At 68.1% G+C, this 13,071-nt stretch carries 13 protein-coding genes; 6 read left to right on the top strand and 7 right to left on the bottom strand.

Features of this window, described 5'->3' with window-relative positions; genetic code table 11:
- Positions 1-54 precede the first annotated feature (54 nt).
- A complete protein-coding gene (gluQRS, locus tag ACMVO5_RS11420) occupies positions 55-882 on the bottom strand; it encodes a tRNA glutamyl-Q(34) synthetase GluQRS (RefSeq protein WP_416907624.1) in 828 nt (275 codons plus the stop codon).
- A 155-nt stretch (positions 883-1,037) separates the two neighbouring features.
- Between gluQRS and ACMVO5_RS11415 the strand changes: the two genes are divergently transcribed.
- Positions 1,038-1,634 carry an HNH endonuclease gene (locus ACMVO5_RS11415; RefSeq protein WP_416907623.1) on the top strand — a complete coding sequence of 199 codons (597 nt, stop codon included), beginning with the start codon at positions 1,038-1,040 and terminating at the stop codon, positions 1,632-1,634.
- Here the strand turns inward: ACMVO5_RS11415 and ACMVO5_RS11410 are convergent.
- Both ACMVO5_RS11410 and ACMVO5_RS11405 read right to left on the bottom strand, forming a co-directional pair.
- Positions 1,607-2,392 carry a precorrin-2 dehydrogenase/sirohydrochlorin ferrochelatase family protein gene (locus tag ACMVO5_RS11410; RefSeq protein ID WP_416907622.1) on the bottom strand — a complete coding sequence of 262 codons (786 nt, stop codon included), beginning with the start codon at positions 2,390-2,392 and terminating at the stop codon, positions 1,607-1,609. The two genes, ACMVO5_RS11415 and ACMVO5_RS11410, sit on opposite strands and share 28 nt — an antisense overlap.
- 5 nt (positions 2,393-2,397) lie before the next feature.
- Positions 2,398-4,302, bottom strand: a complete 1,905-nt coding sequence (locus tag ACMVO5_RS11405; protein ID WP_416907621.1) for a glycosyltransferase — start codon at positions 4,300-4,302, stop codon at positions 2,398-2,400.
- Between the two features lie 210 nt (positions 4,303-4,512).
- Here ACMVO5_RS11405 and ACMVO5_RS11400 point away from each other — a divergent pair, with 210 nt between their 5' ends.
- Positions 4,513-4,896 (top strand): histidine triad nucleotide-binding protein, encoded by a 384-nt coding sequence (locus ACMVO5_RS11400; protein WP_416907620.1) that lies wholly within the window; start codon positions 4,513-4,515, stop codon positions 4,894-4,896.
- Between the two features lie 20 nt (positions 4,897-4,916).
- On the opposite strand, the gene ACMVO5_RS11395 is transcribed toward ACMVO5_RS11400, so the two are convergent.
- On the bottom strand, positions 4,917-5,573 hold the full coding sequence (locus tag ACMVO5_RS11395) for a TetR/AcrR family transcriptional regulator (protein WP_416907619.1): 657 nt from the start codon (positions 5,571-5,573) through the stop codon (positions 4,917-4,919).
- A 98-nt stretch (positions 5,574-5,671) separates the two neighbouring features.
- Here ACMVO5_RS11395 and ACMVO5_RS11390 point away from each other — a divergent pair, with 98 nt between their 5' ends.
- Positions 5,672-6,562 (top strand): alpha/beta fold hydrolase, encoded by an 891-nt coding sequence (locus tag ACMVO5_RS11390; RefSeq protein ID WP_416907618.1) that lies wholly within the window; start codon positions 5,672-5,674, stop codon positions 6,560-6,562.
- The gene (locus tag ACMVO5_RS11385) at positions 6,559-7,584 is read left to right on the top strand and encodes an NADP-dependent oxidoreductase (protein WP_416907617.1); all 1,026 of its coding nucleotides are present in this window, start codon (positions 6,559-6,561) and stop codon (positions 7,582-7,584) included. Before ACMVO5_RS11390 ends, ACMVO5_RS11385 begins: the two co-directional genes overlap by 4 nt.
- Before the next feature lie 209 nt (positions 7,585-7,793).
- Here the strand turns inward: ACMVO5_RS11385 and ACMVO5_RS11380 are convergent, their stop codons facing one another.
- Together ACMVO5_RS11380 and ACMVO5_RS11375 are read right to left on the bottom strand one after the other, a co-directional pair.
- On the bottom strand, positions 7,794-8,243 hold the full coding sequence (locus tag ACMVO5_RS11380; protein ID WP_416907616.1) for a vgr related protein: 450 nt from the start codon (positions 8,241-8,243) through the stop codon (positions 7,794-7,796).
- A gap of 6 nt (positions 8,244-8,249) precedes the next feature.
- Complete coding sequence (locus ACMVO5_RS11375; RefSeq protein ID WP_416907615.1) at positions 8,250-8,675, bottom strand: copper chaperone PCu(A)C; 426 nt, start codon at positions 8,673-8,675, stop codon at positions 8,250-8,252.
- Positions 8,676-8,857: 182 nt separating this feature from the next.
- On the opposite strand from ACMVO5_RS11375, the gene dnaK reads away from it, so the two are divergent.
- Positions 8,858-10,759 (top strand): molecular chaperone DnaK, encoded by a 1,902-nt coding sequence (gene dnaK, locus ACMVO5_RS11370; RefSeq protein ID WP_416907614.1) that lies wholly within the window; start codon positions 8,858-8,860, stop codon positions 10,757-10,759.
- Positions 10,760-10,827: 68 nt separating this feature from the next.
- Complete coding sequence (gene dnaJ, locus ACMVO5_RS11365; RefSeq protein ID WP_416907613.1) at positions 10,828-11,976, top strand: molecular chaperone DnaJ; 1,149 nt, start codon at positions 10,828-10,830, stop codon at positions 11,974-11,976.
- On the opposite strand, the gene ACMVO5_RS11360 is transcribed toward dnaJ, so the two are convergent.
- Positions 11,966-12,934, bottom strand: a complete 969-nt coding sequence (locus ACMVO5_RS11360; RefSeq protein ID WP_416907612.1) for a glucokinase — start codon at positions 12,932-12,934, stop codon at positions 11,966-11,968. The genes dnaJ and ACMVO5_RS11360 overlap by 11 nt on opposite strands.
- Positions 12,935-13,071: the final 137 nt, after the last annotated feature.

Here is a 13,071-nt window from a genome sequence, read left to right as displayed (position 1 = left end):
TCACCCCGGACGCCATGCCCAAAGCCCGAAAAACCGGCCCACGCGCAAATCCGGTCAAACTGCCGCACCAGCCGCCGCCAGCACCTCGGCCGCCGACAAGCCGCGCGCCCGCATGTCGGCCACGGTCATGCTGTGGTCGCGCTTGGCCAGCCGCTTGCCGTCAGGCCCCAGCAGCAGCGGGTGATGATGATAGCGCACGGCCGGCAAGCCGAGCGCCGCCTGCAACAGCCGCTGGCCATGGCAAGCCGGCAGCAGGTCCTCACCGCGCACCACATCGCTCACCTGCTGATGCGCATCATCCACCACCACCGCCAGATGATAGGCCACGCCCGCATCCCGCCGCGCCACCACGAAATCACCAAGAAGCCCCGGCTCCACCAGCACCTCGCCAGCTCTGGCATCCTCGAACCGCAAGTCCCCCAGCATCGCCGCCGCCCGCGCCGCATCGAGCCGCCATGCCGCCCCGTCCAACCCCCCGCCTTCTGGCACACCGCGTCCCCGGCAGGTCCCCGGATAAAGCGGCCCCTCCGGCCCCATCCGCCCGAAATGCGGCGCCGAAACAGCAGCGGCAATATCCGCCCGCGTGCACACGCAGGGGTAGATCAGCCCCATGTCCCGCAGTCGTGCCAGCGCATCCCGATAGGAGTCCCTCCGCGCGCTCTGCCGTACCACCGGCTCATCCCAGTCCAGCCCCAGCCATGCCAGATCTTCAAAAATCCCCGCCTCAAACGCGGGCCGGCACCGCCCCTCGTCAATGTCCTCCATCCGCATCAGCCACTGCCCGCCGGCCGCCCGTGCCAGCCGCCAGCCCTCCCACGCCGAGCGCACATGACCCAGATGCAGCCGCCCCGTCGGGCTCGGCGCAAAGCGCGTGCGGACCAACTTATCCCCAACCATATGCTGTGCTGTCATTTGCCTGACACACGAACTGTTGTATGGAGGCTCCAACCACGGAAATGGCCGCTGCATCGCACGGCCTTGAGTGCGACAGGGCCTGTGGTCATCGGCCGTTCCCATAGCAGGGAGACGGCGCAGTCATGTACCATTCCGACATCCTTTCCCCGCCGCCTCATGGCCATGATGTTCATACCCCGCCGGAAAGCTGCCCCGCCCTCGTCCTCAACGCCGATTATACGCCGCTCTCCTATTATCCGCTCTCGCTCTGGCCCTGGCAAACCGCCGTCAAGGCCGCCTTCCTTGAACGCGTCGACATCGTCGCCGAATATGACCGGGTGATCCGCAGCCCCAATCTCGACATGAGGCTGCCCTCGGTCATTGCGCTGCGTCAATATGTGCGCCCCTCCAGCCATCCCGCCTTCACCCGCTTCAACCTGTTCCTGCGTGACAAGTTCACCTGCCAATATTGCGGCGCCCACAATGATCTCACCTTCGATCATGTCGTGCCGCGCGCCTATGGCGGTCGCACCACATGGGCCAATGTCACCACCGCCTGCGCGCCGTGCAACCTCCGCAAGGGCGGCCGCACGCCGGCCGAAGCGCATATGCAGCTGCACAGCCGACCCCATCAGCCCACCACCCACAGCCTTCAGGAAAATGGCCGCGCCTTCCCGCCGCATTATCTCCACGAGACCTGGCGCGACTATCTCTACTGGGACACCGAGCTGCTCGAATAGCGCAGCACCACCGTCAGCCCCTCCACAGGCTCGGCAGGCAGTGCTGCGAGCCGCACTGCATCACGCCGCGCCCGGTCCACCACCGCCGCCGGCACATCGCCCGCCACCAGCAGCGCATCACACCGCCCCAGCCAGCCCAGCTGGTTGAGCGTCAACTCGCCCGGGTCCGCACTCGTCACCACAATCTCGCGCGTCTCGGTCACCGCCGCCGAGCCGCCGTCAATCGCCGCCGCCACCGTCGCCGCCGCGTCATCAAGCGCCACCAGCGGATCAAGCGGCCCACCCTCCGCCAGCGCCCGCTCCCAGAGCCGCCGCCGGTCGGCCACGCTCCCGTGCCGCGCCGCCGCCGCCCCGCGCGCCCCGCCAATGGCGCGTGCCAGCGCGCCCAGCGAGGCCGGCAACATCGCCTCCAGCCGGCCGCGCAGCGCCCTCGACAGGCTGGCCGAGGCCCCACCCGTCGAAATCGCCACCACCACCGGCGAGCGGTCGACAATCGCCCCCATCAGAAAATCGCTCATCCCGGGCTTGTCCACCACATTGACCAGCAGTCCGCGCGCCCGGAGCCGCGCCGCCGCCGCCGCCGCCTCGGCCTCATCCTCGATGCCGACAAAGGCCAGCACCGGCGCCTCAGCGCTCTCACCGCATACCAGCCCGCCGGCGGCCACCACCAGCCGCGCCTTGGCCGCCGCCGCCTCGCCGTCGCCAAGCACGATCACCTCGCGCCCGCTCAGCGTCAAAAAGAGCGGCAGCGCCTCCACCGCGCTCAGGCCGCCTTGCGCAGCATGATCTCCGGCTCGGCCACCGCCTCGGGCCGCGCCGCCAGCCGCGCCTCGCTCATCAGGGCCATCACCGGCGCCGCCAGAAAGCGCATCGACGCCAGCAGCGCGCTCGCCCCGGTCAGCAGCGCCAGGTCACGCCCCAGCGCGCCGCCCAGCGCCGCCATCCCCATCGTCACCGCGAAAAAGCCAAGGCCCAGCGCCGTCTCGGCCCAGACGCTGCGCAGCGCCGCCACGCCTGACCGCGCCGCTTCAAACTTCGGCGTCCGCCGCCACGCCAGCCGCCGCCCGGTCAGCCCCGCCACGCCCGCCACCATCGTCACCCAGCTCAGCGCCATGCGGGCGAGTGCGGCGCGCGCCATGTCGCCCGGCCGCGTACAGCCCGCCAGCCGCATCCGCGTCGTCGCATGAATGAGCGAGGCCGTGCTCGCCAGCACCAGCGCCCACCAACCCACCGCGGGCAGCACAAACACCGGCAACAGACCCGCCAGCGTCAACAGCCCCGCCAGCACACCAGCTGCAGTGCCCATCACCGTGCGCGCCGCCAGCATCACCGGCCCCATGCTGCGCTCCACCTCGAGCAGCTTCGACCAGCCGTTCAGCTGCCCCACGCCGCCCAGCGCGCGCGGCAACAGCATCCGCCAATGCCGCACCACCTGCTGCACCGGCCCCGCCATCCAGCGGAAGCGCTGCTTCTTGTAATCGAGGAAGGTCGCCGGAATCAGCCCGCGCCCAAAGGTCTCGTCCACGAAAATGCCCTGATAGCCCAGCCCGCGCAGCCGCACCGAAAGCTCGCTGTCCTCCGACAAGCACCATTCCGCCCAGCCCCCGGCGCGCACCAGCGCCTCTGCGCGCAGCAGGCACATGGTCCCGATCGTCACCGCACAGCCATATTCATTGAGCCCGGGAAAGCTCACCCGGTTGGCCGGCATATATTCAAAATAGCAGCCGCGCAGATAGGCCTCGGAAGCAAAGTCGCGGTAATCATGCGGCGTCTGCACATAGCCAATGGCCGGATCGTCAAAATGGCCGACCAGCTGGCTCAGAAACTGCGGCTCGGCCAGATAATCAGCATCGACCACCGCCACCAGCTCGGTCCCGGCCGCCATCTCGCGCAGCAGATAGTTAAGCGCACCGGCCTTGGCCCCGGCAATCGGCGACACATGAAAGAAGCGGAACCGCCGCTGCCCCAGCCGCTGGTTGAGCCAGGCACAATGCGCCTGCACCGGCCGCCAAAGCGCCTCGTCGGCAGTATTGTTGTCGCAAACCAGCACTTCAAAATCCGCATAGTCCTGCGCCGCCAGCGCATCGAGCGTCGCCATCACCAGCGCCGGCGGCTCGGCATGGCAGGGCACATGCACCGACACGAACGCGCCCTCCGCGCGCGCCGCCAGCGCCCGGTGCGGCCGCCGCCAGTCGCGGTGGGTCAGCGCCGCATCATGCACCAGCAGCGCCGCCGTGCGCATCACCGCCGGCACCAGCCCCGCCACCACCGCGCCCAGAAACAGCCCCCGCGCCCAGCCGGGAAAGCCCAGTTCGCCCAAAAGCCCCCACATCCACACCGATGTCACCGGCACCGAAAGCCCGGCCACCGTCATCATCACCACACCGGCGGCGTGCAGCCGCGGCAACCGCCAACCAACCAGCGCTGCCACCCCAAGCAGCAGAAGCGCTGTGGCCAGCGCCCCGGAGCCATCGGCAAACCCAGCCGAAGCCGCCGCCGAAACGCCCACCATCCCCGTCACCGCCGGCACGCGCAGCCAGCGCGGCTCACGCACCACATGCATCGCAGGCACCGCCCACACCGTCCACAGCGCACTCAACACCGACAGCAGCGCCAGCGTCAGCAGCGCCGTGCCGGCCATTTCCGCCAGAAATTGCAGAATGTTCATGGCGCGCACATTACCTCAAGCCAGACCCTGCCAACAGTCAGGCAAGGCAAACCCGACCCCGGCTAGGCCCCGCTCTGCCGCACTGCAACACAGCCGCCCGCAGCCGGGCGCAGCTTTGGCGCAACCCGTCCCGCGCGATTGTCCCCACCGCGCCGCAATGCTACCTGTCCGGGCACAACCAGCAGCAGGTCCGCCCAGCAGAGGTCCATCATGCCCGTCGAAGCCACCGGTCCCTATGATGACAACAATATCTTCGCCCGCATCCTGCGCGGCGAAATCCCCTCGAAGCGCGTCCATGAAGACGAATGGTCGCTCGCCTTTCACGACATCAACCCGCAGGCCCCCATCCATGTCCTCGTCATCCCCAAGGGCAAATGGCGCAGCTGGGCCGATTTTTCCGCTCATGCGTCTGATGCGGAGATCGCCGGCTTCATCCGCGCCGTCGGCCTCGTCGCCCGCCAGCTCGGCCTCGAAACTCCCGGCTACCGCCTGCTCGCCAATGCCGGGCTCGATGCGCACCAGGAAGTGCCGCATCTCCATGTCCATGTCTTTGGTGGCCGCCCGCTCGGCGCGATGCTCGCGCCCATCTCCTGAACAACCGCAATGCTCAGCGCTCAGACCTCGTAACGGCACGCCGCGCGCATGAAGCGGATGGTCTCGCGCTCCACCCGCGCCTGCTCCGCCGCATCATCGGTGGCGAAAATCCGGTCGATCGCCTCACCCACGAACAAATGGGTGAACGAGGCGGCGATATCGATCTCGATGCCATCAATGCCGCGCTTGGCAAAGGCCGCCGCCATATGCCGCTGCACCCATTCCACCACCGTGTCCTTGGCGGCATGATAAAACGGCTCCACCTCAGCGCTCATCATAAGTTTGGTCCGCGCCGTCGCCTCGCAGCTCTCGCCGGTCATGCCTTCCCACATCGAATTGGCGCGGACAAACTCGAACACCCGCGGCACGATGATGCCCGGCTCCAGATCCTCCAGCGCGTCCTCGCCATGCATATAGGCGATCATCATCTCGCCGTGCCGCCGCCCCAACTCCTCCAGCAGCTTCTGCTTCGATCCGAAGTGATAGAAGATCGAGCCTTCCGAAACATCTGCCTCGCGCGCGATATCGGCCGTGCCAGTGCGCGCAAAACCCTTGGTTGAAAACAGCATATAGGCGGCTGAAAGCACCCTCGCCCGCGTCTCCGCCGGGTCATAACGCCGGGCCCGGCTCTCGCCCTTGCCCTCGGTTTCACTTGTATCGATCGCGCGCGTTGCCACTCTGCCAGTTCTTTCCTATCCCCAAGATTGTCGCTTCTATAAGCTGACAACTGAGTCAGAGTCAAAAAAACTCACAACTTCCCCAAAAAAGGCCCCCGATGCCAGCTGCCGAAATCAGGCCCCATCAAGACGGCTGGTTCTGGAGCCAGGACAATCTGCGCCTCCATTACCGCGAATGGCCGGGCGATGATCCCGCCCGCCCGGCGCTGCTCTGCCTGCCCGGCCTCACCCGCACGGCCGCCGATTTCGAAGGCCTCGCCGCCCATCTCGCCGGCCGCTGGCGTCTCATCGCGCCCGACCTGCGCGGCCGCGGCGAATCGGCATGGCCACGCGATTCGCTCACCTATGTCCCGCTCACCTATCTGCTCGATCTCGGCCGCCTCCTAGACGCCGCCGCCATCCGCCGCTTCGTCGTCATCGGCAACTCGCTCGGCGGCCATCTCGCCATGCAGCTCACCACCGGCCACCGTGCCGCCATGGCCGGCGCCGTCCTCAATGACATCGGCCCCGTGCTCGAAACCGAAGGTCTCGCCAGGCTGCGCGCCAATGTCGGCCGCGCCGCCAACTGGCTCACCTGGGTCCATGCCGCCCGCGATCTGCAAGCCCGCAATCACGCCGCTCACCCCGACTGGACGCTGCGGGACTGGCTCGCTCAGGCGCACCGCCTGTGCCGTCTCAGCAGCTCGGGCCGGGTCGTCTTCAACTATGATCCGCGCATCGCCGACGCCCTGCGCCTGCCCGGCGCCAACGCCGGCGTCAATCTCTGGGCCGCCTTCAAGGGCCTCACCGGCCTGCCCGTACTCAGCCTGCGCGGCGTCCTGTCCGATGTCTTCAGCCCGGCCGCCCAGCAGGACATGGCCGCCCGCCTCCCCGATTTGATGGTCGCCACCGTGCCCCGCGTCGGCCATGCTCCCACCCTCACCGAACCCGCCGCCCTCCAGGCCATCGATACGCTGCTCGCCCTCGTCCTCGAAAGGGAACATCCATGACCGACCTGCCCAGCCACCGCCACGCCTGGCGCCTGCGCCGCCGCCCCACCGGCGATATCGCCGAAGGGGATCTCGCCTATGCCGCCGAGCCGCTGCCCGCGCTCGCCGAGGGCCAGTTCCTGCTCAAGATCATCTACCTCTCGCTCGATCCCACCAACCGCATCTGGATGAGCGACATGGAGCAATATATGCCCCCCGTCGGCCTTGGCGACGCCATGCGCGGCGGCGTCTGCGGCCGCGTCATCGCCAGCCGCAAGCCCGGCGTCGACGTCGGCCAGTTGATGGCCGGCCTCGGCGAATGGGCCGACCATATCATCTCCGACGGCACCGCCATGGCGCCCATGCCGATGCTGCCCGGCCTCAGCCTCGCCGCCGCCTATGGCACGCTCAGCCTCGTCGGCCCCACCGCCTATTTCGGCCTGCTCGACATCGGCCAGCCCAAGCCCGGCGAAACCCTCGTCGTCAGCGCGGCCGCCGGCGGCGTCGGCCAGATCGTCGGCCAGATCGGCAAGATCAAGGGCTGCCGGGTCATCGGCATCGCCGGCGGAAAGGCCAAATGCGACTTCGTCACCTCCGAGCTCGGCTTCGACGCCTGCATCGACTACAAGTCACAAGACGTCGGCGCCGAACTCGACCGCCTCGCCCCAAAAGGCATCGACATCAACTTCGAGCAGGTCGGCGGCGACATCATGGTCGAGGTGGTGAAGCGCATGAACCTCTTCGGCCGCATGCCCCTTTGCGGCCTGATCTCCAGCTACAACGACCTCACGCCCACCGAACCCCCCGGCTTCTGGACAATGATCCTGATGCGCCGCCTCACCATCCGCGGCTTCATCGTCACCGACTTCATGCCCCGCTACGCCGAAGCCGCCCAGACCCTGGCCGGCTGGATGCTCTCCGGCCAGCTCAAGACCCGCCAAGACATCCGCCCCGGCCTCGAACACGCCGCCGAAACCGTCAAAGCCCTCTACTCGGGCAGCAATTTCGGCAAGCTGCTGGTCGAAGTCTCGCCGCCTGATTGAGCGATAAGAGCCTCCGGCGGCTGGGGCCTCAGGCCCCAGACCCCAATCATGGTATCTGGCCAAGCCCGGAGACGGCAGCGCCCGCGCGGCACGCGCAATCAAAAGCCTGCGGCGCGCCCTGCCCTCGCCGCCTCTATCCCAAACCAACTCAAGGGGTCTGGGGCCTGAGGCCCCAGCCGCCGGAGGCCCCTACTGCCCGCCGGAGGCCCTCACACCCCAAACGGCAGCAGCGCCTCCAGCGCCGGGTCAGCGCGGCCTCGGGCGCGGGCCAGAAAGGCGTCGGCGACGATGCAGGCCTGCTGTTCGATGCCATAGGCGGAAAGCGGGCGGCCGTCCTTCAGCCGATAGTGGTAGCGGGCAAACGGCAGGCGGCGCAGCAGCAGATTGATGCCGCTCTGGTGCTGCCAGACATGGGTCATTTCGTGGATGAACAGCGCCTGCTGGCCGAGCGGGCCCGAGGCATAGCAGGGCGCCCAGCTGTCACCCTCGGGGTGGCACCAGATATGGCCGTTGGGCGCCATGGTGATCCGGCGCGGCTGAAAGGGAAAATACTTGCGCCGCCGCACCTGCACCTGCGCATAGTCGATGGCGGTGTTGAAGACGCCGCCGGCGAGCTGCCGCTCGGCCGCCGTCAGCGCGCGGTCAGCCTCATGCGCCATCGCGGCTCAGCGTGGCCCGGCCCCGGCCATCCGCACCTCGGCCTCGACGGTACGCCGTGCGCCAGAGTCGAAGACCAGCGTCACCGGCAGCGTCTTGCCCGGCGCCGTCAGGCCAAAGAGCATCAGGTGATAGCCCCCCGACTTGAATTCTACCGTCTCGCCCGGCGCCAGCGCCAGCCGGTCGATGGGGCGCATCCGCATCACACCGTCGGTCATCGCCACGGTATGCAGCTCGATCCGCGCGCCCGGCGCTTCGGCTGCCACCAGCGCGTCCGCCTCGGGTCCGTTGATCATCACGAAATAGCCGGCCGCCGGCCGCCCCGGTGCCGGGTTGATGCGCACCCATGCCTTCTTGATCCCGTCCTCGGCAGGCGCCGCCAGCGCCGGCAGCGGCAGCAGCGCCAGGGCTGCAATCATCAGAGGCTTCATCATCGCGTCTCTCCCATCGGCAAGCCATGCGATAGCCTGCAGCCGCCTGCCTGTCACGCGCACGTCTTGCAGCCTCAAAACGTCATTCCTATATCCCCCTCACCTGAACACAATATGTCGGACGATGGGTGCCGCTGCCTTCGGGGGCGACATCGCACGGGCCGGGAGCAAAGGAAGAGACACATATGGCCAAAGTTATCGGGATCGACCTCGGCACCACCAACAGCTGCGTGGCCGTGATGGAAGGCAGCCAGCCCAAGGTCGTCGAAAATGCCGAGGGCGCGCGCACCACGCCGAGCCAGGTTGCCTTCACCAAGGACGGCGAGCGGCTCGTCGGCCAGCCGGCCAAGCGCCAGGCCGTCACCAACCCCGAAAACACGGTCTTCGCCGTCAAGCGCCTGATCGGTCGCCGCTTCGATGATCCGCTGACCAAGAAGGACGCTGATCTCGTTCCCTACAAGATCGTCAAGGGCAGCACCGGCGACGCCTGGGTCCAGGCCGGCGGTCAGGATTACAGCCCCTCGCAGATTTCCGCCTTCATCCTCCAGAAGATGAAGGAAACCGCCGAGGCCTATCTCGGCGAAACCGTCAGCCAGGCCGTCATCACCGTGCCGGCCTATTTCAACGACGCCCAGCGCCAAGCCACCAAAGACGCCGGCAGGATCGCCGGACTCGAAGTGCTGCGCATCATCAACGAGCCGACCGCGGCCGCGCTCGCCTATGGCCTCGACAAGAAGACCGACGCCAAGACCGTTGCCGTCTATGACCTCGGCGGCGGCACTTTCGACGTCTCGGTCCTCGAGCTTGGCGACGGCGTCTTCGAAGTGAAGTCCACGAGCGGCGACACCTTCCTTGGCGGCGAGGATTTCGATGCCAAGCTTGTCGAGTTTCTCGCGGCCGATTTCAAGAAGGCCGAAGGCATCGACCTGACCAAGGACAAGCTCGCCCTGCAGCGCCTCAAGGAGGCCGCCGAAAAGGCCAAGATCGAGCTGTCGTCCTCGGCCTCGACCGAAGTCAACCTGCCCTTCATCACGGCAGACGCCACCGGGCCCAAGCACCTCGTCAAGCCCATCACCCGCACCGACCTTGAAAAGCTGGTCGTCGATCTCATCGAGCGCACGCGCAAGCCCTGCCTCGACGCGATCAAGGAAGCCGGCATCAAGGCGTCCGAAATCGACGAAGTCATCCTCGTCGGCGGCATGACCCGCATGCCCCGCGTGCGCGCCTTCGTCAAAGAGCTGTTCGGCAAGGAACCCAACACCAGCGTCAACCCGGATGAAGTGGTCGCCATGGGCGCCGCCATCCAGGCCGGCGTGCTGCAGGGCGACGTCAAGGACGTGCTGCTGCTCGACGTGACACCGCTGTCGCTCGGCATCGAAACGCTAGGCGGCGTCTTCACCCGCATGATCGACCGCAACACCACCATCCCCACCAAAAAGGCGCAGACCTATTCGACCGCCGACGACAATCAGTCGGCCGTCACCATCCGCGTCTTCCAGGGCGAGCGGGAAATGGCAGCCGACAACAAGCTGCTCGGCCAGTTCGATCTCGTCGGCATCCCGCCCGCCCCGCGCGGCGTGCCCCAGATCGAAGTCACCTTCGACATCGATGCCAACGGCCTCGTCAGCGTGTCCGCCAAGGACAAGGGCACCGGCAAGGAACAGCAGATCCGCATCCAGCCCTCGGGCGGCCTGTCGCCCGAAGACATCGAGCAGATGGTCAAGGATGCCGAGCGCTTCGCCGAGGAAGACAAGAAGCGCCGCGCCACGGCCGAGGCCCGCAACCAGGCCGACAGCCTCGTCCACACCACCGAGCGCCAGCTCAGCGAACACGGCGACAAGGTCGAAGCCAGCGTCAAGGCCGAGATCGAAGCCGCCATCGCCGAGGTCAAGACCGCGCTCGCCGGCGATGACGCCGACGCCATCACCGCCAAGACCAGCACGCTGTCGATGGCCGCGATGAAGCTCGGCGAAGCCATCTACAAGGCCGAGCAGGAAGGTGCGGCGCCTGCGGCCGAGGCGCCCAAGGACGACAATGTCGTCGACGCCGAATTCTCGGACGTCGAGCCCGAAGACGACAAGAAGTGACCCGACAGGCGGCCGGGCGGTGAAGCCATTCACCGCCCGGCCGCTGCATCGAAAGGGCCGCATCTGCGATGACCACCGAGATCGATTACTATGAGCTGCTCGAAGTCGAGCGCACCGCAGACGACGGGAAGCTGAAAAGCGCCTATCGTCGGCTCGCCATGCGCTGGCATCCCGACAAGAACCCCGGCGATGCCGAAGCGGAACAGCGCTTCAAGGCGATCAACGAAGCCTATGACTGCCTGAAAGACCCGCAGAAGCGCGCCGCCTATGACCGCTTCGGCCATGCCGCCTTCCAGCAGGGCGGCGGCGGCTTCAACGCGCAGGATTTCGGCGGCTTCTCCGACATTTTCGAGAATATCTTCGGCGAATTCATGGGCGGCGGCCAGCGCGGCCGCCGCGCCGGCCCGGCCCGCGGCGCCGATCTGCGCTACGATCTCGACATCACCCTCGAAGACGCCTTCGCCGGCAAGACCGCCAGTCTAGAGATCGAAACAGCGGTCAATTGCGACTCCTGCAGCGGCACCGGCGCCAAGCCCGGCACGTCGCCGCGCGCCTGCACCACCTGCGACGGGCAGGGCCGTGTCGCCATGCGCCAGGGCCTGTTCATGGTCGAGCGCGCCTGCCCGGCCTGCCACGGCACCGGCCAGATCATCCCCGACCCCTGCGACGATTGCCGGGGCTCGGGCCGGGTCGACAAGCGCCGTACCATCACCGTCAACGTGCCCCAGGGCGTCGATGACGGCACCCGCATCCGCGTCGCCGGCGAAGGCGAGGCAGGTGCGCGCGGCGGCCCCGCCGGCGATCTCTACATCTTCATCCACATGAAGCCGCACAGCTATTTCAAGCGCGACGGCACCACCCTCTACACCACCGCCCCCATTTCCATCACCACCGCCGCGCTGGGCGGTGAAATCGAAGTCCCCACGCTCGACCGCGAGGCCGCCGTGATCCGAATCCCGCACGGCACCCAGAGCGGCAAGCAGTTCCGGGTGCGCGGCAAGGGCATGCCCGCGCTCAACGGCGGCCGCGCCGGCGGCGGCTACGGTGATCTCGTCGTCCAGATCGATGTCGAAACGCCGGTCAAGCTCACCCGCCGCCAGCGCGAGCTGCTCGAGGAGTTTCAGGCGCTCGAAGCCGAGGAAGGCGGCAAGAACACCCCGCGCCAGTCAGGTTTCTTCGACAAGCTGCGCGACGCCTGGAACGACCTTACCGACTGAAGCCGAACCGCGCCGCCCCCACCAGCCCCGGCTCGTCGATCAGCAGTCGCACCACCGGCAGCCCCGCCATGCGCGCCGCAAAGCGGCCCTTGTCGGCAAAGCGCGCTTCGAACGCCGGATGCGCCAGCCGCGCCCCCAGCCGCGCCCCCAGCCCGCCGGCAATCACCACCGCACCCGCCCCCTGCGCCAGCGCAATGTCGCCGGCAAAACCGCCGAGCATCGCCAGAAACCGCTCCAGCGTCGCCGCCACGTCGCTGCTCTCGCCATCGAGCACATCGCGCCACAGCGTCCGCTGGTCCGCCGCCGGCGCGCCGCCCAGCGCCAGGTGAATCGCCGCCAGCCCCGGCCCCGAGACAAGCCGCTCTACCGACACCCGCCCCGTCAGCCCCCGCCTGACCGCGCTCAGCAGCAGGTCCTCAATGCCGTCGGTGGGTGCAAAGCCGATATGCCCGGCCTCGGTCGGCACCACCACATGCCCGCCTGCATGGCGCACCAGCATCGCCACGCCCAGCCCCGTCCCCGGCCCGATGATGCTCGTCACCGCCGCGCTCAGCGCGCCGTCGCGCGGCCCGCACACGCTCGCCACATCCCCCGGCCCGGCCGCCGCCACGGCATGGCCCGCCGCCTCAAGATCATTGATCAGCGCCAGCCCCGTCAGCCCCAGCGCGTCCTCCAGCCCACTCTGCGGCACCGACCAGCCATTGTTGACAAAGCGCAGCCAGCCACCCTCGACCCCGCCCGCCACCGCCAGCACCGCCGCTGCCGGCAGGTCGCGCTGCTCGGCCCGATAGGCAGCAAAGGCCGCCGCCAGACTGTCATGCGCCGAAACCGGCATCACCCGCACGCGCTCGAGCCGCACCGCCCCGTCCGGCGCGCGCACGGCCACGGCAAAGCGGGCATGGCTGCCCCCCACATCGCCGACCACCAGTCGTTCAGCCCCCAGCGCGTGCCCGTTCATCGAAAGCAGACTAGCGCTTATGCTGCGCTGCGCAAATATGGCGCGCTTCCCCATCCTCACGCCTTGGCCTAGACCCGCCCCATGCCGCTCCTCCTCAGCCTCGCGCTCGCCCTCGCCCAAGGCGAGCCGAGCCACGA

Source organism: Polymorphobacter sp. (genome assembly GCF_048007885.1).
Classification (GTDB): Bacteria; Pseudomonadota; Alphaproteobacteria; order Sphingomonadales; family Sphingomonadaceae; genus Sandarakinorhabdus.
The sequence above is the reverse complement of the archived record's forward strand: the minus strand, read 5'-3'. Positions and strand labels throughout refer to the sequence as shown.